At 63.2% G+C, this 22,828-nt stretch carries 18 protein-coding genes; 12 read left to right on the forward strand and 6 right to left on the reverse strand.

Translation table 11 applies throughout. The annotated features are described in order from the left end of the window. Window positions 1–152: 152 nt before the first annotated feature. Complete coding sequence (locus ACIPQ1_RS12725; protein WP_411385005.1) at window positions 153–1,178, reverse strand: hypothetical protein; 1,026 nt, start codon at window positions 1,176–1,178, stop codon at window positions 153–155. Window positions 1,179–1,538: 360 nt separating this feature from the next. On the opposite strand from ACIPQ1_RS12725, the gene ACIPQ1_RS12730 reads away from it, so the two are divergent. The 10 genes from ACIPQ1_RS12730 (at window position 1,539) to ACIPQ1_RS12775 (ending at window position 14,769) form a co-directional block, all read left to right on the forward strand. Further along, entirely contained in the window at window positions 1,539–2,408 is an 870-nt protein-coding gene (locus ACIPQ1_RS12730; RefSeq protein ID WP_446534228.1) for an esterase/lipase family protein, read from the forward strand. A gap of 97 nt (window positions 2,409–2,505) precedes the next feature. Further along, window positions 2,506–2,787 carry a peptidylprolyl isomerase gene (locus tag ACIPQ1_RS12735; protein ID WP_060752577.1) on the forward strand — a complete coding sequence of 94 codons (282 nt, stop codon included), beginning with the start codon at window positions 2,506–2,508 and terminating at the stop codon, window positions 2,785–2,787. Between the two features lie 205 nt (window positions 2,788–2,992). After that, a complete protein-coding gene (locus tag ACIPQ1_RS12740) occupies window positions 2,993–4,861 on the forward strand; it encodes an extracellular solute-binding protein (RefSeq protein WP_446534229.1) in 1,869 nt (622 codons plus the stop codon). Further along, the gene (locus ACIPQ1_RS12745) at window positions 4,861–5,919 is read left to right on the forward strand and encodes a microcin C ABC transporter permease YejB (RefSeq protein WP_411385008.1); all 1,059 of its coding nucleotides are present in this window, start codon (window positions 4,861–4,863) and stop codon (window positions 5,917–5,919) included. Before ACIPQ1_RS12740 ends, ACIPQ1_RS12745 begins: the two co-directional genes overlap by 1 nt. Next, window positions 5,919–6,941 (forward strand): ABC transporter permease, encoded by a 1,023-nt coding sequence (locus ACIPQ1_RS12750; protein WP_411385009.1) that lies wholly within the window; start codon window positions 5,919–5,921, stop codon window positions 6,939–6,941. The genes ACIPQ1_RS12745 and ACIPQ1_RS12750 overlap by 1 nt, the downstream gene beginning before the upstream one ends. A gap of 26 nt (window positions 6,942–6,967) precedes the next feature. Continuing rightward, a complete protein-coding gene (locus tag ACIPQ1_RS12755) occupies window positions 6,968–8,548 on the forward strand; it encodes an ABC transporter ATP-binding protein (RefSeq protein WP_411387529.1) in 1,581 nt (526 codons plus the stop codon). A 144-nt stretch (window positions 8,549–8,692) separates the two neighbouring features. Then, complete coding sequence (locus ACIPQ1_RS12760; RefSeq protein ID WP_446534230.1) at window positions 8,693–10,108, forward strand: sigma-54 interaction domain-containing protein; 1,416 nt, start codon at window positions 8,693–8,695, stop codon at window positions 10,106–10,108. 303 nt (window positions 10,109–10,411) lie between these two features. Next, window positions 10,412–11,803 (forward strand): GntP family permease, encoded by a 1,392-nt coding sequence (locus ACIPQ1_RS12765; RefSeq protein ID WP_434705814.1) that lies wholly within the window; start codon window positions 10,412–10,414, stop codon window positions 11,801–11,803. Window positions 11,804–11,811: 8 nt separating this feature from the next. Next, window positions 11,812–12,588 (forward strand): 3-hydroxybutyrate dehydrogenase, encoded by a 777-nt coding sequence (locus ACIPQ1_RS12770; protein WP_250965432.1) that lies wholly within the window; start codon window positions 11,812–11,814, stop codon window positions 12,586–12,588. A gap of 225 nt (window positions 12,589–12,813) precedes the next feature. Beyond that, window positions 12,814–14,769, forward strand: coding sequence for an acetoacetate--CoA ligase (locus tag ACIPQ1_RS12775; protein ID WP_411385011.1), 1,956 nt, complete (start codon window positions 12,814–12,816; stop codon window positions 14,767–14,769). A 135-nt stretch (window positions 14,770–14,904) separates the two neighbouring features. On the opposite strand, the gene ACIPQ1_RS12780 is transcribed toward ACIPQ1_RS12775, so the two are convergent. Next, entirely contained in the window at window positions 14,905–16,023 is a 1,119-nt protein-coding gene (locus ACIPQ1_RS12780) for a PilT/PilU family type 4a pilus ATPase (protein WP_411385012.1), read from the reverse strand. A gap of 132 nt (window positions 16,024–16,155) precedes the next feature. On the opposite strand from ACIPQ1_RS12780, the gene ACIPQ1_RS12785 reads away from it, so the two are divergent. Both ACIPQ1_RS12785 and ACIPQ1_RS12790 read left to right on the forward strand, forming a co-directional pair. Then, window positions 16,156–18,693 (forward strand): PAS domain-containing protein, encoded by a 2,538-nt coding sequence (locus ACIPQ1_RS12785; protein ID WP_446534231.1) that lies wholly within the window; start codon window positions 16,156–16,158, stop codon window positions 18,691–18,693. Window positions 18,694–18,741: 48 nt separating this feature from the next. Further along, window positions 18,742–19,017, forward strand: a complete 276-nt coding sequence (locus tag ACIPQ1_RS12790) for a peptidylprolyl isomerase (RefSeq protein ID WP_003182808.1) — start codon at window positions 18,742–18,744, stop codon at window positions 19,015–19,017. A 147-nt stretch (window positions 19,018–19,164) separates the two neighbouring features. Here ACIPQ1_RS12790 and ACIPQ1_RS12795 read toward each other — a convergent pair whose 3' ends face one another. The 4 genes from ACIPQ1_RS12795 to ACIPQ1_RS12810 form a co-directional block, all read right to left on the reverse strand. Continuing rightward, window positions 19,165–20,082: a sugar kinase gene (locus ACIPQ1_RS12795; protein WP_411385014.1), complete on the reverse strand. Its 918-nt coding sequence runs from the start codon at window positions 20,080–20,082 to the stop codon at window positions 19,165–19,167. Between the two features lie 152 nt (window positions 20,083–20,234). Continuing rightward, window positions 20,235–21,452: an amino acid deaminase gene (locus ACIPQ1_RS12800; protein ID WP_411385015.1), complete on the reverse strand. Its 1,218-nt coding sequence runs from the start codon at window positions 21,450–21,452 to the stop codon at window positions 20,235–20,237. A 40-nt stretch (window positions 21,453–21,492) separates the two neighbouring features. Continuing rightward, on the reverse strand, window positions 21,493–22,257 hold the full coding sequence (locus ACIPQ1_RS12805) for an IclR family transcriptional regulator (protein ID WP_058543922.1): 765 nt from the start codon (window positions 22,255–22,257) through the stop codon (window positions 21,493–21,495). 165 nt (window positions 22,258–22,422) lie between these two features. After that, entirely contained in the window at window positions 22,423–22,812 is a 390-nt protein-coding gene (locus ACIPQ1_RS12810; RefSeq protein WP_250965344.1) for a RidA family protein, read from the reverse strand. Window positions 22,813–22,828 lie beyond the last annotated feature (16 nt).

Here is a 22,828-nt window from a genome sequence, read left to right on the forward strand (position 1 = left end):
GGGGCCGGTCCCCCCCCCCTCCCCCCCCCCCCCAACACCCCCCCCCCCCCCCCCCCCCCCCCCCCCCCCCCCCCCCCCCCCCCACAACTGGTCCTGGGTGACTGCCGGCCTGGTGGTCAACTCGCTCCCACAAAGGCGGCGCACGCCTTGAGTCAGCCTGGCGCGCGGGAGCGGACCTGGACCGTCACCCACTCGGACCGCTGGCTGACATCATCCAGGCGCTCGACCTGATAAAACACGCTCACCGACCTGTCGCGCTGTTCCTGCCAATAACTGGCAGGAATCACAAACTTGAGCGATTTGCCTGCCGTGGCCTCGGTGATTTCGCGCTCAAGCACATGAGTGGAGTTGCCATCGCACTGCAACCAAACCCACTCTCCCGCCTCAAGCCCGGGGTCATCGATGACAATCGTCACCCCTTCTTGCAGGTCGTCGACCTCCAGCCACCCGGCGTTCATTTCCAGGATCTGGAGCGCCTTCAGCGCAGGACGCCGCAGCGGACCGATGTGCAGCGACAAAGGCTCGGCACGACGCACCGAATGCCCGTGCCGGACCCCATAGACCAAGGCCAGGTCGTGCCCTTCATGGGGAGCGATCAACGAATGATCGATCCAGAGCGATACCTTACGCCCCACCGCGTAGGCTTCTATGTCCAGCACATCGCGCCACAGCGCGTTGGAATCCTTGCTGGCCGTCAGGATCAAGCGATCGCCGACCGCCATCCTGGCGTAGGGCCGGATGCTCACCCAGGTTCCTTCAGGCACCCGGTTTGGATCGAGACTGCCACCCACCGCATCGTTGGCAATGACAGGCAGCAGTTGCGGCGCGGCATCGCCGATCCCCAGTTGCAGGGGTTCCGAAGCCAGCGTGCCCGGCAACCGTTTGCCCGTCACTTGGTAGGAGATCTCCAGCGAGCCACCGTCCAACTCGGCGATGTGTGGTTCGCGCACGACGAACACGACGTCTCGCCCCACTTGCCGTTCGGTGACGAACCCGGCCACTTCATGCCGGTAGGGTTCGCCATCGTTGTTGACGCCGTGCCAACGCAGCAGCACCTCATCCCCGCACGTCATCATGGGATACGGCTTGACGGTAACCACAGCCTTGCGCCAAGCGGGGTTGATCACCCCGTCCCTGGCCGCCGCCAGGACCGGTGGTGGCAACCTGGTTTCGGACATTGAACGGGGTCGTTGAAGCGATGGATAGGTGATCATGTGCAAGCTCCAGTCCTTGGATGAAGGCACCGTTCCGATAACGGCGCCTGATGGAGCCATTAAAACCCGCCCGCGGCAAACCCACAGCCAGACAAGGCGACAGCGGGAGTGAGCCCTTGGCGCTCGAACCTGTAGCTGCAAACGACAACGGTTATCGGAGGTCTCCTACACCTTTGAGCGCCACCGGGTTACCTCCCACTATTCCCACTTTTTTTATTCCGGTTTCCCTGGATCAGGGCGGTTCCTTCCTACACCACACAGGATGAGCCTGCATTAGAGTGAAGTCGCAAATTCAAGGTGAACCTCTTCGAAAAAGGTACGAACATGCAACGGAATGCAACCACTCAATTTCCCATCCTGCTGGTCCATGGGTTGTTCGGGTTTGACAAGATCGGCGGCGTCGAACTTTTCCATGGCATCAAACAGTCCCTACGCGCAGGCGGTGCCCGGGTGTTCATCCCGTACTTGTCGGCCACCCACTCCAACGAGGCCAGAGGCGAACAACTGCTGGCGCAGATCGATCGGGTCCTGGCCGGCGCCGGTGCTACTCGGGTCAACCTGATCGGCCACAGCCAGGGCGCGCTGGCCGCCCGGTATGCCGCCGCGCTGGCACCTGACATAGTGGCCTCGGTCACCTCGGTCAGCGGCCCCAACCATGGCTCCGAACTGGCCGATTTCCTGCGCAAGGCCCTTACCCCCGGACGACTGCCGGGGCATGTGGCACGGGGTGTCGCCACGCTGTTCGCTGACTTCATCTCGTTGCTGGACGGCCAGGCGCAGCTATCGCCGGCCGCCGTCGCCGCGCTGGCGGCTATGACCACAGAAGGCGTTGGCGCCTTCAATGACAAATACCCCCAGGGCCTGCCGAAGCACTGGGGCGGGAACGGACCGGACCGGGTCAACGGCGTGCGCTACTACTCATGGAGCGGCACGTTGCAAGAATCGGTGGATAAAGAACAGGCGCCTTTGCAGGCTTTCTGCCGCGCCTTTTCCGAATACTTCATCACCGAAGCCGGGCAGAACGACGGCCTGGTCGGGCGTTTCAGTTCGCACTTGGGCAGGGTCATTCGCTCTGACTACCCCATGGACCACATGGAGGCCATCAACCCTGGAAGTGGCAAGGCATGCTTGAGGACAGACCCCGCAGAGCTTTACCTGCGCCACGCCGAGCGCCTGCGCAAGGCCGGCCTTTGATCGCCGGGTCCAAGGTTTTGACGCAATTTTGACAACACCCCGTCGATGAATCCGGTAGGCTCAACACCTTTGAATACATTGAAAGGAATTTTGCCCCATGGCCAAAGCCACTGCCCGCCACATCCTGGTTTCCAGCGAAGACAAGTGCAACGAACTCAAGGCCCAGATCGAAGGCGGCGCCGATTTCGCCGAAATCGCCAAGGCCAACTCTTCCTGCCCATCCAGCCGTCAGGGCGGCGACCTGGGTTCGTTCGGCCCGGGCCAGATGGTCAAGGAATTCGACACTGTCGTGTTCAGCGCGCCGATCAATACGGTCCAGGGCCCGGTCAAGACCCAGTTCGGCTACCACTTGCTGGAAGTCACCAGCCGCCAGGACTGATTCCGGTACAGAGACCCTTCACTCAAGGGTGATGTGATTCATTGTGGCGAGGGAGCTTGCTCCCGCTGGACTGCGAAGCGGGCCCAACCATTGGCGGCTGCTGCGCACCCGAGCGGGAGCAAGCTCCCTCGCCACAAGGGCTGGCGATTCAGCCGCCGCTCGCGTACAAATCAGTGTCAACGTTCACCCGGCTTTAAGGCTGACAATGCGACTGGCGTTTTCTTCACTGCTATTGACTGCCGCGGTCCTGCTCACAGGCGCCCCAGGCGTCGATGCAGCACCGCAACATGCCCTGACCGTCTATGGCGAACCCGCCAAATATGCCGAAGGCTTCGGCCACTTCGCCTACGCCAATCCCCAGGCCCCCAAAGGTGGGACCATGCGCCGCTCGGCCATCGAGATCGGCCACTTCGACCACATCCTGCCCTACATCGACAAAGGCATCGGCGTCAGCCAGATCGACGGGATGCTGTATTCGCCGCTGGCCCAGCGCTCGCTGGACGAGCCCTATACCGTTTATGGCCTGGTGGCGCAGAAGATGGAGCGTGCCGACGATGGCCTGTCCCTGCGCTTCTACCTGAACCCCAAGGCCCGCTTCGCCGATGGCAAGCCCATCACCGCCGAGGATGTGCGCTACAGCTTCGAGCTGCTGATGACCCAAGGCAGCCTGCGCTATCGCACCCAGTTCGCGGCGGTCAAGGACGTCGTGGTCGAGGACGAGCGCACCGTGCGCTTCAACTTCAAGAACAACGAAAGCCGCACGCTGCCCCTGGACGTCGCCACCCTGCCGGTCTTTCCCGAACATTGGTGGAAGACCCGCGATTTCGCCAACGGCGGCGGCTACGAGGCCCCACTGGGCAGTGGCCCGTACCGGGTGAGCAAGGTCGATTCCGGGCGCAGCATTACCTTCGAACGCAATGCCGATTGGTGGGGCAAGGACTTGCCGGTCAGTCGCGGGCTCTACAATTTCGACCATTTCAGCATCGAATATTTCGGCGACACCGACGTCGCCCGCCAGGTGCTGCGCGGCGGCGCCTATGACTACAACCGGGAATTTTCCGCCACCGGATACTCCATCGGCTATGACGGCCCGGCCCTGCAGGACGGGCGCCTGCAAAAGGCTCACTTGGCCAAAGAGGCGCCCCAGACCGCCCAGGGTTTTGTCTTCAACCTGCAAAAACCGCAATTCCAGGACCGCCGCGTGCGTCAAGCCCTGGCGATGCTCTGGGATTTCGAATGGAGCAACCGCCAGATGATGCGCAACCTTTATGTGCGTCAGCAGAGTTTTTTCTCCAACACCGACCTCGCCGCCCGCAAACTGCCGGACGCCGGCGAGCTGGCGATTCTCGAGCCGTTGCGCGGGCAGATTCCCGACGAAGTCTTCACCCAGGTCTTCCAGGCCCCGAAAACCGATGGCAGCGGCGTGATCCGCGACAAACAACTGCAAGCCCTGGCCTTGTTGGAACAGGCCGGCTGGAAACCCGAGGGCGACCGCCTGGTGAATGCCGAGGGCGAACCGCTGAGCTTCACCTTCCTGAACAGCCAGAACGGTATCGACCGCCTGCTGCTGCCCTACAAGCGAACCCTGGCGCAGATCGGCATCGACATGAGCATTCGCCGCATCGATGCCTCCCAGTACGTCAATCGCCTGATGAGTCGCGACTACGACATGATCATCACCGGCTATCCCGTCAGCACTTCGCCGGGCATGGAACTCTACAATTACTTCGGCTCGGCGGCCGCCAACGATCCAGGGGCCAACAACTACATGGCCTTGAAGAACCCGGCGGTGGACGCCCTGATCGACGGGCTGGTCAAGGCCAGCACCCAGGCCGACATGCTGCACCATGCCCACGCCCTGGACCGGGTGCTGCAATGGAATTACTACTGGATCCCCAACTATTACCCGCCGGGCAGCTCGACCGTGTGGTGGAACCGCTTCGGCATGCCAAAGGTCCAGGCCAGCAATGACGAAGCCATCGAAAGCTGGTGGGAAGTGAGCACCACGCCGCTGACCAACGAGCAGATGCGCGCCGAACGCCTCAGGCGCGGCACACCCGGAGGGCCGCATTGATGTGGGCTTATATCGCGCGGCGCCTGCTGCTGATCATTCCCACCCTGGTGATCATCCTGCTGGTGAACTTCGTCATCGTGCAGGCCGCACCCGGCGGCCCGGTGGAACAGGCCATCGCCCACCTGCAAGGCATCGGCGGCGGCAGCGTCGGCGGCTCGGGCGGTGAGATGACCGGCAGCTCCCGAGCCAGTCGCGGCCTCGACCCGCAGTTGATCAAGGACATCGAAAAACAATACGGCTTCGATAAGCCGGCCCATGAGCGCCTATGGCTGATGCTCAGCAGCTACGCCCGCCTCGACTTCGGCAAGAGTTTCTTCCGCGGCGCCACGGTCACCGACCTGATCCTGGAAAAAATGCCGGTAACCATCTCCCTTGGGCTCTGGGCGACCTTGATCACCTACCTGGTGTCGATCCCCCTGGGCATTCGCAAGGCCGTGCGCCACGGCTCGGCATTCGATGTGTGGAGCAGCACGGCGATCATCATCGGCTACGCCATGCCGGCGTTTCTTTTCGCGATGTTCCTGATCGTGATGTTTGCCGGCGGCACCTCGCTGAACTGGTTTCCGGTGCGCGGGCTGGTGTCGGACAACTTCGAGTCGCTGTCGACGCTGGGCAAGATCGCCGATTACTTCTGGCACCTGGTGCTGCCGGTCACGTCGCTGGTGATCGGCGGCTTCGCCACCCTGACGATCCTGACCAAGAACTCGTTCCTCAATGAAATCACCCGCCAGTACGTGGTCACCGCGCGAGCCAAGGGCATGAGCGAACGCCGGGTGCTCTACGGCCACGTGTTCCGCAATGCGATGCTGTTGGTGGTCTCGGGCATTCCCCAAGCGTTTATCAGCGTGTTCTTCGCCGGTTCCTTGCTGATCGAAGTGATCTTTTCCCTCGATGGCCTGGGACGCATGAGCTACGAGGCCGCCGTGTCGCGGGATTATCCGGTGGTGTTCGGCTCGCTGTTCATCTTTACGCTGTTCGGCCTGCTGATCAAACTCATCGGCGACCTCTGCTACACCCTGGTGGACCCGCGCATCGACTTCGCCGCGAGGAACGCCTGATGTTCAAGCTTTCCCCCTTGGGCCGCCGACGTTTCGAACGTTTCAAGAAAAACCGTCGGGGCTGGTGGTCATTGTGGCTGTTCATCGGCCTGTTCATCCTGAGCCTGGGCGGCGAGTTGATCGCCAATGACAAACCGCTGGTGGTCAGCTACCAAGGCTCGCTGTATTTCCCGGTGTTCAAGCGCTACACCGAACAGGCATTCGGCGGGCAGTTGCCGTTCCAGGCCGACTACCGCAGCAGCTATGTGCAGAACCTGATCCACAAGGACGGCGGCTGGCTGTGGTTTCCACCGATCCCGTTCAGCGACGACACGCCCAATTACGACCTCAACCAGCCGGCCCCGAGCCCGCCCTCGGCGGTGAACTGGCTGGGCACCGATGACCAGTCCCGGGACGTGCTGGCCCGGGTGATCTTCGGCGCGCGGGTGTCGATCCTGTTCGCCCTGGCCCTGACCGCCATCAGCGCGCTGATCGGCATCGCCGCCGGTGCGTTGCAGGGCTATTACGGCGGCTGGGTGGATCTGCTCGGACAGCGCTTGCTGGAAGTCTGGTCCGGGCTGCCGGTGCTCTACTTGTTGATCATCCTGTCCGGCTTCGTCGAGCCGAATTTCTGGTGGCTGCTGGGGATCATGGCACTGTTTTCCTGGCTGGCCCTGGTGGACGTGGTCCGCGCCGAGTTCCTGCGCGGACGCAACCTGGAGTACGTCAAGGCCGCCAGGGCCCTGGGCCTGTCCGACCGCAAGGTGATCGTGCGGCATATCCTGCCCAACGCGATGAACGCCACCCTGAGCTACCTGCCCTTCATCCTCACTGGGGCGATCTCCACCCTGACCGCCCTGGACTTCCTCGGTTTCGGCATGCCGGCCGGCAGCGCATCGCTGGGCGAGTTGATCGCCCAAGGCAAACAGAACCTGCAAGCGCCGTGGCTGGGGTTGACGGCATTTTTCACCCTGGCGCTGATTCTTTCCCTGCTGGTATTCATCGGCGAGGCGTTGCGCGACGCCTTTGATCCACGGTCTTGAAAACAGCCATGAAGCGGAACCTTGAGATGAGCGACAACCTGATCGAAATCCGCGACCTGAGCGTGGCCTTCAACGACCAGACGGTGGTGCGCAACCTGTGCCTGGACATCCGCCCCGGCGAATGCCTGGCCCTGGTGGGCGAATCAGGCTCCGGCAAGTCGGTGACGGCCCATTCGATCCTGCAATTGCTGCCCGAGACCGGCACTCGCACCACCGGCAGCATTCGCTACCGTGGCCAGGAACTGCTGGGGGCCGAGGCCAAGACCCTGCGGGAGTTGCGCGGCAACCGCATCGCCATGATCTTCCAGGAACCGATGACCTCGCTCAACCCACTGCACAGCGTCGAAAAGCAGATCGGTGAAACCCTGATGCTGCACCGGGGCCTGGGCGGCAAAGCGGCGCGCCAGCGCATCCTCGAACTACTGGCCCTGGTGGGCATCCAGAAGCCCGCCGAGCGGCTCAAGGCCTACCCTCATCAACTGTCCGGCGGCCAGCGGCAACGGGTGATGATCGCCATGGCCCTGGCCTGCGAGCCGGAGCTGTTGATTGCCGACGAACCGACCACGGCGCTGGACGTGACCGTGCAGCGCAAGATCCTGCTGCTGCTCAAGTCCTTGCAGCAACGGCTCGGCATGTCCTTGCTGCTGATCAGCCACGACCTCAACCTGGTGCGCAGCATCGCCCAGCGGGTGTGCGTGATGCAGGCCGGGGAAATTGTCGAGCAGGCACCCTGCGAAACCCTGTTCAGCGCACCGAAGCATCCCTACAGCTGCGAGCTGCTGCACGCCGAACCGGAAGGGGAGGCCCTGCCTCGGGACGAACGCGAAGACGTGTTGCAGGTGCGGGACCTGCGGGTGAGTTTTGCCTTGGGCGGCGGGCTGTTCCGACGCAAGGAATACTTGCGCGCCGTGGACGGCATCAGCCTGAGCATCCAGCGCGGCAAGACCCTGGGCATCGTCGGCGAATCCGGTTCCGGCAAGTCCACCCTGGGCCAGGCAATCCTGCGGCTGATCGAATCCGAAGGCAGCATCCACTTCCAGGGCCATGCCCTCGAACAGTTATCCCACAAGGCCCTGCGGCCGTGGCGCAAAAAGATGCAGGTGGTGTTCCAGGACCCGTTCGGCAGCCTCAGCCCGCGCATGTCGGTGCAACAGATCATCAGCGAAGGCCTCGAAGTCCACAGCCCGTCCACCGCCGAGGTGTGTGAGGCGCAGGTGATCCAGGCCCTCAAGGAAGTAGGACTCGACCCGCAGAGCCGCCACCGCTACCCCCATGAGTTTTCCGGTGGCCAGCGCCAACGCATCGCCATCGCCCGGGCCCTGGTGCTCAAGCCGGCCCTGATCCTGCTGGACGAACCGACCTCGGCCCTGGACCGCACCGTGCAGAAACAAGTGGTCGCCCTGCTGCGCCAGCTCCAGGAAAAGCACGGCCTGACCTACCTGTTCATCAGCCATGACCTGGCGGTGGTCCGCGCCCTGGCCCACGACATGATCGTGATCAAGGACGGCAAGGTGGTCGAGCAAGGCGCCAGCCATGACGTGTTCGACTCACCCCAGCATCCCTATACCAAGGAGTTGTTGGCGGCGGCGCATCCGGGGTGGGCATAATCGGCGTTATGCAGTTGGACCGCGTCGCGGCCTTCGCGAGCAGGCTCGCTCCCACATTGGATCTTCAGCACACCGAAGATCACCTGTGGGAGCGAGCCTGCTCGCGAAGAGGCCCGAACAGAACCCACACATTCTGGAACTAGCATGAACCCCACCGAAAGCCTCAAGGATTACAAGCGCGTGCGCACGCTGGCGATCCGCTCGTTGTTCGAGATCATCGAGCAGTCCAGCGAAGGCACGGTGATTGTCGACCGTGACGCGAATATCGTCTGGATGAACGAGCGCTACGCCCGCCGTTTCGGCCTGAACTCGGCGCAGGAGGCGATTGGCCGGGCGTGCGAGAGCGTGATCCCCAGCAGCCTGTTGCGGGAAGTGGTGCGCACCGGGCGGCCGATCCTGCTGGACATGCAGGACACCCCCAAGGAGCCGCTGGTGGTGATGCGCCTGCCGATCCACGACAGCGCGGGTGCGGTGATCGGTGCCATCGGTTTTGCCTTGTTCGATGAATTGCACAGCCTGTCGCCGATGCTCAAGCGCTACCTGAGCATGCAGGAAGAGCTGGCCTCCACCCGTTCGCTGCTGCGGGCGCGGCAAACCAAGTACAACTTTGCCCATTTCATTGGCACCAGCAGCGCCGGCCTTGAGGTCAAACGTCGAGCCCGGCGCAGCGCCAGTGCTGATTCGCCAGTGCTGCTGCTCGGCGAAACCGGCACCGGCAAGGAACTGCTGGCCCAGGCCATCCACAGCGCTTCGCCGCGGGCACACAAGGCATTCGTCAGCATCAACAGCGCGGCGATTCCTGAATCACTGCTGGAAGCCGAGTTCTTCGGCACCGCGCCGGGGGCCTTTACCGGGGCCGACCGCAAGGGCCGCGCCGGCAAGCTGCAGATTGCCCAAGGCGGCACGCTATTCCTCGACGAGATCGGCGACATGCCGTTGCCGCTGCAAAGCAAACTGCTGCGGGTGCTCCAGGAAAAGGAATACGAACCCGTGGGCTCCAACGAGGTGCTGCAAAGCGACGTGCGAGTGATCGCCGCCACCTCCATGGACCTGGAAGCGGCGATCAAGCGTGGAGAGTTCCGCGCCGACCTGTATTACCGCCTCAACGTGTTGCCGATCCAGGTCCCGCCGTTGCGCGAACGCCTGGATGATTTGCCGGCCCTGAGCGAAGCGATCCTGGAAGAACTGCGCAGCCAGCACGAACTGAACCCCGCCGCCCTCGACCTGCTGCGGCAACACGCGTGGCCGGGCAACATCCGCGAGCTGCGCAATGTGCTGGAACGGGCCGCGCTGCTCAGCGATGACCTGGTGCTCACGGCGGCGGACATCCGCGCGGCCATCGGGACGTTCACGCCGGTGGCGCGGCCAGCGGACGTGAGCGTCGATCCCCTGCCCCACGAAACCTTCAGCCAGGCCCGGGCGCGCTTCGACCGGCAATTGATCGAAACCACCCTCGCGCAATGCGGGGGCAAGGTGGTCGAAGCGGCCGAGCGGTTGGGGCTGGGGAGGTCGACGCTGTACAAGAAGATGGTGGCGTTGGGGATTGCAGAGTCTCAATAAAGAGACTTTATTTCTCTATTGGTAGACTGCTGATGGGGGAGCGCTTTGCGCTCATCGCGAGCAAGCTCGCTCCCACAGGGGGCCGGGGTTTTCCTGGAATACCCGGTCAACCTGTGGGAGCGAGCTTGCTCGCGATGAGGCCAGCCCAGCCCCGAAAGATCTCCGATTAGAGACAAATCATTCAACCCACTCCTATAAACACAAATAAAACCCTTATATTTCAGCCAGTTACACACCTGGCACAAAACTCGCTATAGCCCCGCCACCGCTTCACCACAACAATAACAATCCAGGAGACACACCATGAGTGTGATCATTGCCTTGGCAGCTCTCACGCTGCTGATGGTTGCCGCCTACCGTGGCTACAGCGTTATCCTCTTCGCCCCCATCGCCGCCCTCGGTGCCGTCCTGCTCACCGACCCGTCCGCCGTCGCCCCTGCCTTCACCGGGGTGTTCATGGAGAAAATGGTCGGCTTCATCAAGCTCTACTTCCCGGTGTTCCTGCTCGGTGCGGTGTTCGGCAAGCTGATTGAGTTGTCGGGGTTCTCCCGCTCCATCGTCGCCGCGGCGATTCGCTTGCTGGGGACGCGCCAGGCCATGCTGGTGATCGTGCTGGTCTGCGCCGTGCTGACGTACGGCGGCGTGTCGCTGTTCGTCGTGGTGTTCGCGGTGTACCCGTTCGCCGCCGAGATGTTCCGCCAGAGCAACATTCCCAAGCGGCTGATCCCGGCCACCATCGCCCTCGGCGCGTTCTCGTTCACCATGGACGCCCTGCCCGGCACGCCGCAGATCCAGAACATCATCCCCAGCACGTTCTTCAACACCACCGCCTGGGCCGCACCATGGCTGGGCGTGATCGGTACGGTCTTCGTGTTCAGCCTCGGCATGCTGTTCCTGCAACGCCAACGCAACAAGGCCCAACGCGAGGGCGAAGGCTACGGCACCGAGCTGCGCAATGAACCGGAAACCGCCGAAGACATCAAACTGCCGAACCCGTGGATTGCCGTTTCGCCGCTGCTGGCGGTGGGGGTCATGAACCTGCTGTTCACCCAGTGGATTCCCCAGTGGTATGGCAAGACCCACAGCCTGGCGCTGCCGGGGATGACCGCCCCGGTCACCAGCGACATCGCCAAGCTCACCGCGATCTGGGCGGTGCAGGCGGCGTTGCTGGTGGGCATCATCATGGTCCTGCTGTTCGGCTTCCGGGCCATTCGCAGCAAACTGGCCGAAGGCAGCAAGAGCGCGGTGGGCGGTGCGTTGCTGGCGGCGATGAACACCGCGTCGGAATACGGCTTCGGCGCCGTCATCGCGTCCTTGCCGGGCTTCCTGGTCCTGGCCGACTGGCTCAAGAGCATTCCCAACCCGCTGGTCAACGAAGCGGTGACCGTCACGCTGCTGGCGGGCATCACCGGCTCCGCCTCGGGCGGCATGAGCATCGCCTTGGCGGCGATGTCGGAAACCTTCATCAGCGCCGCCCACGCCGCCAACATTCCCCTGGAAGTGCTGCACCGGGTGGCCGCCATGGCCAGCGGCGGCATGGACACCCTGCCCCACAACGGCGCGGTGATTACCCTGCTGGCGGTAACCGGGCTGACCCATCGCGAAGCCTATAAAGACATTTTCTGCATTACGCTGATCAAGACCCTCGCGGTGTTCTTCGTGATCGGTGTGTTCTACGCCACTGGCATTGTGTGAGGTTCCCCATGACAACCCCTCTTTCGGGCAAGACCGCCCTGGTCACCGGCTCCACCAGCGGCATCGGCCTGGGCATCGCCCTGAGCCTGGCCAAGGCCGGCGCCAACCTGATCCTCAACGGCTTCGGCGATGCCTCGACGGTGATCGCCGAGGTGAAACAGTTCGGCGGCAAGGTCGGCCATCACCCGGCCGACGTCAGTGACCCGGCACAGATCGCCGACATGCTCGCCTACGCCGAGCGTGAGTTCGGTGGCGTGGACATCCTGGTGAACAACGCCGGGATCCAGCACGTGGCCGCCGTGGAGGATTTCCCGGTGGAGCGCTGGGATTCGATCATCGCCATCAACCTGTCATCGGTGTTCCACGCCACCCGCCTGAGCCTGCCGGCCATGCGGGCCAAGGGCTGGGGACGGATCGTCAATATCGCTTCGGTGCATGGCCAAGTCGGTTCGGTGGGCAAGGCGGCGTATGTCGCGGCCAAGCATGGGGTGATCGGCTTGACCAAGGTGGTCGGCCTGGAAACCGCCACCAGCAATGTGACCTGCAACGCCATTTGCCCGGGCTGGGTGCTGACGCCGCTGGTGCAAAAACAGATCGATGATCGCATTGCCACGGGCGTCGACCCGCAACAGGCACAGCACGACCTGTTGGCCGAGAAACAGCCGTCCCTGGAATTCGTCACCCCGCCGCAACTGGGGGAACTGGTGCTGTTCCTGTGCAGTGAAGCCGGGAGCCAGGTGCGGGGCGCGGCGTGGAATATCGATGGGGGGTGGTTGGCTCAATAGATACGCAACCTTGTGTGGTGAAAGCGCTCTTTGTGGCGAGGGAGCTTGCTCCCGCTCGGCTGCGTAGCGGCCGCCTATTGGGTCTGCTTCAGCCCAGCGGGAGCAAGCTCCCTCGCCACAGAAGCGACCTGGCTACAGGAAGCACCGTTTCACCGCTTGCTCCCTCGCCACAAAGTGCGCCTTGTGCTGCAATGTTTATAAGCCCGAAAAAACAAGAGGCACCCCATGTCCGACATCCTCTGGCAACCCAGCCCCGAACGCATCGCCCAGTCACGCATGGACGCCTTTCGCCGGTTCGCCAACGCGCGGCATCAGTTGCAACTGAACGACTACCCTGCCCTGCACGCCTGGAGCATCGACCAGCGCGAGGCCTTCTGGCAGGCCATCGTCGATTTCTTCGAGATTCGCTTTCACCAAGCCCCCGACGCGGTACTGCTGGAGGGTGCGCAAATGCCCAGCGCCCAGTGGTTCCCGGGCGCCACGCTGAACTTCGCCGAACACCTGCTGCGCCGCCGCGATGACGCCCTCGCCGTGGTAGCGCTGGCCGAAAACGGCGACGAGGAACACCTGACCTGGGCCGAACTCGCCGCCCAGGTCGCCGGCCTGCAAAAAAGCCTGCAAGCGGCCGGCGTGACCCGGGGCGACAGGGTCGCCGCCTGCATGCCCAACACCTGGCAGACGTTGGTGGGAATGCTCGCCAGCACCAGCCTGGGCGCCATCTGGTCGTGCTCATCGCCGGATTTTGGTACCCAGGGCGTCATCGACCGCTTCGGCCAGATCGAGCCCAAGGTGTTGATCACGTGCGCGGGTTATCGCTATGCCGGGAAAACCATCGACCAGCGGCCCAAGATCAACGAGATCCTTGAACGATTGCCATCATTGCAGCAATTGATCGTGCTGCCTTATGCCCAGCCTGAGGCCCGCGTCGAGGACTTCAAGACCTCGGCCGCCGTCGCGTTGTGGAACGACTTTTACCGAAGCGGTGGCGAACCGGAATTCGTCAGCGTCCCGTTCGACCACCCGCTGTACATCCTGTACTCCAGTGGCACCACCGGCGTGCCGAAGTGCATCGTCCATGGCACTGGCGGCGTGCTGCTGCAACACGTCAAGGAACATGGCCTGCACGTCGACCTCGGTCCCGAGGATCGGTTGTTCTACTACACGACCTGCGGCTGGATGATGTGGAACTGGCTGGTGTCGGCCCTCGCCGTGGGCAGCGCGGTGGTGCTCTACGATGGCTCGCCGTTCCACCCCGGTCCCGCGCGCTTGCTGGACCTGATCGATCAGCAGCGCATCAGCGTGTTCGGCACCAGCCCCAAATTCCTCGCGGCCCTGGAAAGCGAGGGCCTCAAGCCACGGCAAACGCATCGCTTGGACAGCCTGAAAACCCTCCTGTCCACCGGCTCGGCACTGGCGCCCCATAGCTACGACTACGTGTACCGGGATTTCAAGCCCGACGTCTGCCTGGCCTCGATGTCCGGCGGCACCGACATTGTGTCGTGCTTCGTCAACGGTAACCCGCTGTCAGCGGTCCACCGGGGCGAAATGCAGGGCAAGAGCCTGGGCATGGCCGTGCAAGTCTGGAACGAGGCTGGCACGCCGGTCATCGGCGAAAAGGGTGAGCTAGTGTGCACCCGGCATTTCCCGGCGATGCCCATTGGTTTGTGGAACGACCCTCGGCAGGAAAAACTTCGCGCGTCCTACTTCGCCCAATTCCCCGGGGTATGGGCCCAGGGTGACTACGCCGAGGAACTGCCCCACGGCGGCCTGTTGATCCATGGACGCTCCGATGCCGTGCTCAACCCGGGCGGTGTGCGCATTGGCACCGCGGAAATCTACCGGCAGGTGGAAAAGGTCGAGCAGGTGCTGGACAGCGTCGCCATCGGCCAGCAATGGCAGGGTGATGTCCGGGTGGTGCTGTTCGTGCGCCTGCGTGATGGCGTGATGCTGGATGAGGCCTTGGAACAACGGATTCGCCAGGTCATCCGGGCCAACACCACACCACGGCATGTGCCGGCGAAGATCCTCGCCGTCACTGATATCCCGCGGACCATCAGTGGCAAGGTGGTGGAGTTGGCGGTGCGCAACGTTGTGCATGGCGAAGCGGTGAAGAATACCGATGCCCTGGCCAATCCCGGGGCGCTGGAGCAGTTTCGCGATCGGCCTGAGCTGGCGAGCTGACCGTCAGGGCCTCATCGCGAGCAAGCTCGCTCCCACAGGGGGATCGCGGTGATCAAAAGTTTTGTATTCACAGCAATCCACCGTGGGAGCGAGCTTGCTCGCGATGAACGATAACGCGGTCTCCCTTTAAAACAATCAATCCATCAACCCCCACTCACCCGCCGCTGGATCAGCCGGTGGCGCCGCCGCGCCCGACTCGGTATGCAGCTTCAAACGCAACCGCAGGTTGTTCGCCGAGTCGGCATTTTTCAGCGCTTCTTCCTCGTCGATGGCCCCTTCGACTACCAGGTTGAACAGCGCCTGGTCAAAAGTCTGCATGCCCAGTTCCTCCGACTTTTCCATGATGGACTTGAGCTCGCCAAGTTCGTTGCGCCGGATCAGGTCGGCCACCGTCGGTGAACCCAGCATCACTTCCACCGCAGCCCGCCGCTGGCCAGTGCGGGTGCGTACCAGACGCTGGGAGACGAACGCCTTGAGGTTGTTGCCCAGGTCGTTCAATAACTGCGGCCGGCGTTCCTCCGGGAAGAAATTGATCACCCGGTCCAAGGCCTGGTTGGCGTTATGGGCATGCAAGGTGGAAATCACCAGGTGCCCGGTGTCGGCAAAAGCCAGGGCATGCTCCATGGTTTCCCGATCGCGGATCTCGCCGATCAGCACCACATCCGGTGCCTGGCGCAACGTGTTCTTCAGGGCGGCATGAAAACTGCGGGTGTCGACACCGACTTCCCGTTGGTTGATGATGGATTTCTTATGCCGATGGATGTACTCCACCGGATCCTCGATGGTGATGATGTGACCGCTGCTGTTGCGATTGCGGTAATCGATCAGCGCCGCCAGGGAGGTCGACTTGCCCGAGCCTGTCGCACCGACGAACAGCATCAAGCCCTGTTTCTGCATGATGGTGTCCAACAACACCCGGGGCAGTTTCAGGTCTTCGAAGCGCGGGATATCCAGCTTGACGTTGCGAATCACCATGGACACGTCGTTGCGCTGCTTGAAGATATTGACCCGGAACCGCCCGACGCCCGCCAGGGAAATCGCCAGGTTCATTTCCAATTCCCGATCGAACTCAAGGCGCTGTTCGGCGTCCATCAAAGACTCGGCGAGACGGGCAATGTCGCCGACCTTGAAGGCCTCGTTAGCCAAGGGCTTGATCACCCCTTCGAAACGCGCGCATGGCGGCGCGCCCGTGGACATGTAAAGGTCGGAACCATTCTGGCTCGCCAGGATTCGCAACAACGGATCGATTTCCATGGACTGAAACTTCCGCGAGACATCAATGAAACAAGCTGAGCCGAACATGAAATCTTTCAGCCCCACTCGCACTTACCTTCCTCAAAGGATAGTAGACGCCGTGGTACAGACACGACAGGCAGGGAGTGCGTGATGAACGCGACACCCGCCGGCAGCGATACACAACGCCTGGTCAGCCAGGTGGACTGGGCCCAGACCCCGTTGGGCACCGCCCGGGACTGGCCCCAGAGCCTGCGCACCGCCGTGGACATCGTGCTCCATTCGCCCATGCCCATGGCCTTGCTGTGGGGCGCGCAGCTGTCCCACCTCTACAACGACGCCTTCGGCCGACTGGCTGGTGACAAGCACCCTCGAGCGTTTGGCCAGCCGACCCATGCAGCATGGCCCGAACTCAAAGGCACGACCGAAGGGATTTATCAGCGGGTGTTACAAGGCCAGACCCACACTTGCCGCGATCAGCGATGGCGCGTGCCCTTCGCCGGCCGTCTCTGCGATGTCTGGCTGGACCTGACCTACAGCCCGGTGCGTGACGAAAGCGGCAGCGTCGCCGGCATTCTGGTCACCGCCATCGAGACCAGCGAGCGACGCCGCCTGGCCATGGAGTTCGAGCGGCGTTCCGAGGCCAGCCTCAAGGCCCAGCACGAAAGCGAAGAACGCCTGCAACTGGCCTTGGCCGCCGCCGACGCGCTGGGCACCTGGGATTGGGACATCAGCGAGGACCGCTTTATTGCCGACGCGCATTTCGCCCTGCTGCATGGCGTCGATCCGGAGCTGTCGCGACAATTGCCCATCAGCGCCTATCTTGAAGGCGTGCATCCCGAAGACCGGGCGATGGTTGCCCGCAGCATCAAGCACTGCATCACCCACGGCACCGAATACGCCGAGGAGTACCGGCTGCTGCAGCCCGATAATGAGTTGCGCTGGGTATATGTGCGCGGCCGCTGCTACAAGGACCGCCACGGCCGGCCCAAGCGTTTCCTGGGCGCGGCCCTGGACCTGACCGAACGCAAGCGCACCGAGCAGGCCCTGCGCCAGAGCCAGACCGAGTTGCAACTGATCATCAACGCCATGCCGATCCTCATCAGCTACGTGGACCGCGAGGAGCGTTTCCGGCTGAACAACAGCGCCTACCTGGACTGGTACGGCATGACTCCGCAGGAGCTCTACGGCAAGACCATCCGCGAAGTGCTCGGCGATGAGGCCTATGCCGCCCGCGCCCAGCAGATCGCCGACGCCCTGGCCGGCAAGCCGTGCAGCTTTGCCGTGCAGTCGGACCATCGCGACGGTCGCCCGCGCCATTCCTTGATCAACTACCTGCCGCGCCACGGCGCGGACGGTGCGGTGAACGGCTTCTACATCTTTGTGATCGACGAAACCGAGAGCCGGAAAACCGAGGAAGCCCTGCGCAACCTCAACGAAACGCTGGAGGAACGGGTCATCGCTCGAACCCAGCAACTGGCCGAGGCCAACCATCGGCTGCAAAGCGAGATGTTCGAGCGCGAGCGCGCCGAAGAAGCCCTGCGCCATGCGCAGAAAATGGAAGCCGTGGGCCAGCTCACCGGCGGCATTGCCCATGACTTCAACAACATGCTGACCGGCATTCTCGGCAGCCTCGACCTGATGCAACGCTACATCGCTGCTGGCCGTGCCGCCGAGATCGGCCGCTTCACCGAAGCGGCGGTGTCCTCGGCCAACCGCGCCGCGGCCCTGACCCATCGGTTGTTGGCGTTTTCCCGTCGACAATCCCTGGACCGCAAGCCGCTGGACGCCAACGAGCTGGTGCGCTCGCTCGAAGACCTGCTGAGCCGGACCACCGGCGATCACATCGTGCTGCGCCTGCAACTGGCCAATGAGTTGTGGCCGGTCAGCACCGATGCCAGCCAGCTGGAAAACGCCCTGCTCAACCTGGTGATCAACGCCCGCGATGCGATGCCCGAGGGCGGCGAATTGATCGTCGAAACCGCCAACGTCTACCTCGACGGCACGGACATCAACAGCCTGGAGCCGGTCAAGGCCGGCGACTACGTGATGATCGCCGTCAGCGACAACGGTAGCGGCATGACCCCCGCCGTGCTGGCCAAGGCCTTCGACCCGTTCTTCACCACCAAGCCCATCGGCCAGGGCACCGGCCTGGGCTTGTCGATGATCTACGGATTTGCGCAACAGTCCGGTGGTCACCTCAACCTGGACAGCGTGCCGGGCCAGGGCACGCGTGTGCAACTGTACCTGCCGCGCTTGCACGTTGCGCCGGCCCAGCAACCCGCCACGCCGGAGACGGTCGAGGCACCACCGGCCATCGCCGGGGAAACCGTACTGCTGGTGGAAGACGAACCCGCCGTGCGCATGCTGGTGCTCGACCTGTTGAAGACCTTGGGCTACACCGCACTCGAGGCCCAGGACGCCATGATGGCATTGCCCCTGCTGGAATCGGAGCAACGCATCGACCTGTTGGTGACCGACGTCGGGCTGCCGGGCATGAATGGCCGGCAACTGGCGGAAATCGCCCGCCAGCACCGCCCGGGGCTCAAAGTGCTGTTCATGACGGGCTACGCGCAGAAAGCCGCCGAACGCCAAGGATTCCTCGAACAGGGCATGGACATGGTCGCCAAGCCTTTCACCCTCGATCTGTTGGCCAACAAGATTCGGACGATGATCAACCATGGCGGCTGACTTGAGGCATAATCGCCGCCCCGTCGCACCCTTCAGGTCACCGCTGCAATGAAAGCCCAAGCCCGCCATATCCTGGTGAAAACCGCCGAAGAAGCCGAACAGCTCAAGCAACGCATCGCCAAGGGCGAAGCGTTCGATGTGCTGGCCAAGAAATACTCTACCTGTCCCTCGGGCAAGCGCGGCGGTGACCTGGGCGAAGTACGGCCGGGGCAGATGGTCGGGGTGATCGATGCGGTGATTTTCAAGAAGCCACTGCGGGTGGTGCACGGGCCGATCAAGAGCAAGTTTGGCTATCACCTGGTGCAGGTGTTCTACCGGGATTGAAGTGACATTGCCCTGACGACCCGACCCTGTGGCGAGGGAGCTTGCTCCCGCTGGCCTGCGCAGCAGGCCCATTTTTGCGGCTGCGGCGCAGCCGAGCGGGAGCAAGCTCCCTCGCCACAAAGGCATAGCCTGATTTCCATGGAGATGTCAGTCCTTGGGAATCAACGCCCCCGGCACCTGGATCACCCGGCTCGCCAGCCGATGCCCCGCCTCGGCCGCTTCCACCGGGCTGCCGCCCAGCAAGCGGCTCGCCAGGTACGCGGCGCTGAAGGAATCTCCCGCCGCCGTGGTGTCGACTACACGCTCTACCCGCACGGCAGGCACTTCATAAGACTGCCCATCGCAACGAATCAAACAGGCCTCGGCACCGCGCTTGAGCACCACTTCCGGCGTGCCCAACTGCGCATACGCAGCGAATACCGCCTCGTCATCGACATGGCCGAACAGCGCCTGTTCGTCATCCACGGTCAACAGCGCCAGCTCCACGTAAGGCAGTACGCTGCGATACGCCAGGCGCGCCGCCTCGACCGAGGCCCAGAGCCGTGGTCGGTAGTTGTTATCGAACACCACCTGGGCGCCGCGGCGCCGTGCCTCGATCAGGGCCTCAATGAGTTTGCGCCGCCCCTGCTCGCCGAGTACCGCCAGGGTGACGCCGCTGAAATACAGCACATCGTAATCCGGCAATGCGGCCAGGATCGGTGCGGCGGCCGGGGTGGTAAAACACTCGCGCACCGCCGCTTCGTTGCGCCAGTAGAGGAATCGCCGCTCGCCCGCCGCATCGGTCTGGATGCAATACAGACCCGGCAGGCGTCCAGGCAAGCGTTGGACCCTTTGCAACCCGATGTTTTCTTCGGCCCAGCGCTCACACATGGCATCGCTGAAACTGTCGTCGCCCAGGGCGGTGACGTAATCCACCGAGCCCCTGTCGCCCAAGGCGCGGGACAGGTACACGGCGGTGTTCAGGGTGTCGCCGCCGAAGCTTTGCAGCAAGCTGCCGTCGGCGCGTTGTTGCAGTTCGATCATGCATTCGCCGATCAGGGCGATGCGGGGTGTGGGGTTGCTCATGGATGTTCCTGATGGTTCGGTGGTGTCTGGCGGGCCGCTATCGCGAGCAAGCTCGCTCCCACAGGGGGATGGTGGTGATCACAATGTTGTATTCACAACAATCCACGGTGGGAGCGAGCTTGCTCGCGATAGCCGCGACTCGGTCTCAAGTCTCAGAAACAAGTCTCCATAGACTCGACCACCCTCAGTTGCTCATCCACCAGGCACCCCACTCGCCACTTGTCGAACGTCAGGCACGGGTGGGAAGTCCCAAACGAAATGATGTCGCCCACACGCAGCTCAACCCCCGCCGCCACGCTCATGAACGCATGCTGGTCCATCACCGCCGTCACCTTGCAAGCGCTGACATCATCCGCCACCACCGCGTCCGATCCGGGCGTGTAGCGCTTGAGCGGCACCGGTAATCCGGCGTCGTAGGCGACGTCGCGCTTGCCCAGCGCGATCACCGCGAAGCCCGGCTCCGGCAGCGATTGCACATGGGCCCAGACCTCCAGGGCCGGGTGCAGGCCTTCGTGCAGGTCGCTGCGGCGCTCCAGTACACAGCACTGGGCCTCTTTGTAGATGCCATGGTCATGGGCCACGTAGCTGCCGGGCCGCAGCACGCTGAGGAAACGCCCGTGGGCATTCTGGGCTTCGAAGGATTCGGCGATCAGGTCGTACCAGGCCGAACCCGAGGCGGTGATGATCGGTTTGTCGATGGCGAAGGCACCGCCGTCCTGCAACTGCACCGCCAGCCGTACCAAGGAGGCTGCGAACGCGCGGATGCCGCTGATGGCATGGTCGCCGTGGATCACCCCTTCGTAGCCTTCGATACCGGTCAACGCCAGCGCCGGTTGACTGCGAATCGCCTCGGCCAGGGCCAGCACCTCGGCTTCGGTCCGGCAGCCACACCGACCACCGACCACGCCGTACTCGATCATCACATTGAGCCGCACGCCGCGAGAAGCGAAGTAAGCGCCCAGGTCAGCGACGTTGTCCGGATGATCCACCAGGCAATGGAATTCGAACGCCGGGTCGGCGAGCAGATCGGCAATCAGCGCCATGTTGGGCGTGCCCACCAATTGGTTGGCCATCAACACTCGGCGCACGCCATGGGCGTAGGCGGCACGGGTCTGTACGGCGGTGGCAAGGGTCAGGCCCCAGGCGCCGGCCTCCAACTGACGGCGAAACAACGCGGGGGTCATGCTGGTCTTGCCGTGGGGCGCCAGTTCGGCACCGCTGCGGGTGACAAAATCCTGCATCCAGCGGATGTTGTGCTCCAGGGCCGTGCGGTGCAGCACCAGCGCTGGCAGGCTGACGTCCCGCAGCAGGTGGGCGCCGACGGTGGCAGCGCCCTTCTCGACGCCGGCATTAAGGATGGCAGATGACATGTTCGAACTCCTCGCGCACGGCCGCTAGTGCCGTTGCTGTCTATTCATTGATGCGACGGGCCAGGTTGTTGGCGCTTTCGATCAGCACCCGGCGGTAGTCGGCGTAATTGTTCTTGGCGTCGGCCCGTGGGGCGACGATGCACAGGGTGGCGATGGCCACGCCGCCAGGGTCTTTGACCGGTGCGGCGAAGCAATGGGTGAAGGTGTCGGCGACGCTGTCGAAGGAGAAAAAACCATCGAGGCCAGCCTGGCGGATTTCCTTGAGAAATTGCTCCAGGGGCAGGCGCTCGCCGTCCGGCAGGATGAAATCGTCGGGGTCGATCAGGTCGACGATCTGCTGGTCACTCAGATGCGCCAGTAGCAGGCGCCCGGACGCGGTCCATGGGATCGGCGCGTTTTCACCGATGTCCGAGGAGATGCGGAAATGCCGCTCGCCTTCTTTCATCAGCGCGACGGTGTATTTACGCCCGTTGAGCAGGCACATCTGCGCCGTTTCCCGGGTCTGGCGCACGATCTCCTGCAAGGCCTGGTCGGCCTCGCGACTCAAATCGAAATGCCGCAAGTGCGCCTGGCCGAGGAAATACAACTGGCGGCCCAGGTAGACGTGACCGTCCTTGCCCACCGGCTCGAGGATGCGTCGCTCCAACAGCGACGCCACCAGTTCATAGACCGTGGACTTGGGACTGCCGATGCCGCTGGCAATATCGTTCGGGCGCAGCGGTTGGCCGATTTCCTTGAGAAAATCGAGGATATCGAACGCCCGATCCAATCCCCGGGCCCGGCGTTTGATGGTGTCTTCGGTCATGTTTTCGGTTCCTGAAATTTCACCCATAGTCGCATGTATCTTTACTGTGGCGAGGGAGCTTGCTCCCGCTGGCCTGCGCAGCAGGCCCAATTTCTTGCGACTGCTGCGCAGCCGAGCGGGAGCAAGCTCCCTCGCCACAGAAGCTAATTTTCCAGAGTACCGTGTTCAGCTTTTTTTCTTGTAGGCAATGCAATCGATCTCGACCTTGCAATCGACCATCATGCTCGCCTGCACGCAGGCCCTGGCCGGGGCGTGTTCCGGGTTGAAGTATTCGCCGAACACTTTGTTGAAACTCCAGAAGTCCCGCGGGTCCTCCAGCCATACGCCGCAGCGCACCACATCTTCCAGGCCGTAGCCGGCCTCTTCGAGAATGGCCACCAGGTTCTTCATGGTCTGGTGGGTCTGCTCGACGATCCCGCCGACAATGATCTCGCCGTTCACCGCCGGCACCTGGCCAGACACGTGCAGCCAGCCATCGGCCTCCACGGCGCGGGCGAAGGGCCGTGGCTGGCCGCCGCCTGCGGTGCTGCCGGTGCCGTAACGCGTAATGCTCATGGGTATCTCCTTGTTG

The sequence above is a fragment of the Pseudomonas sp. LARHCG127 genome (genome assembly GCF_052871455.1).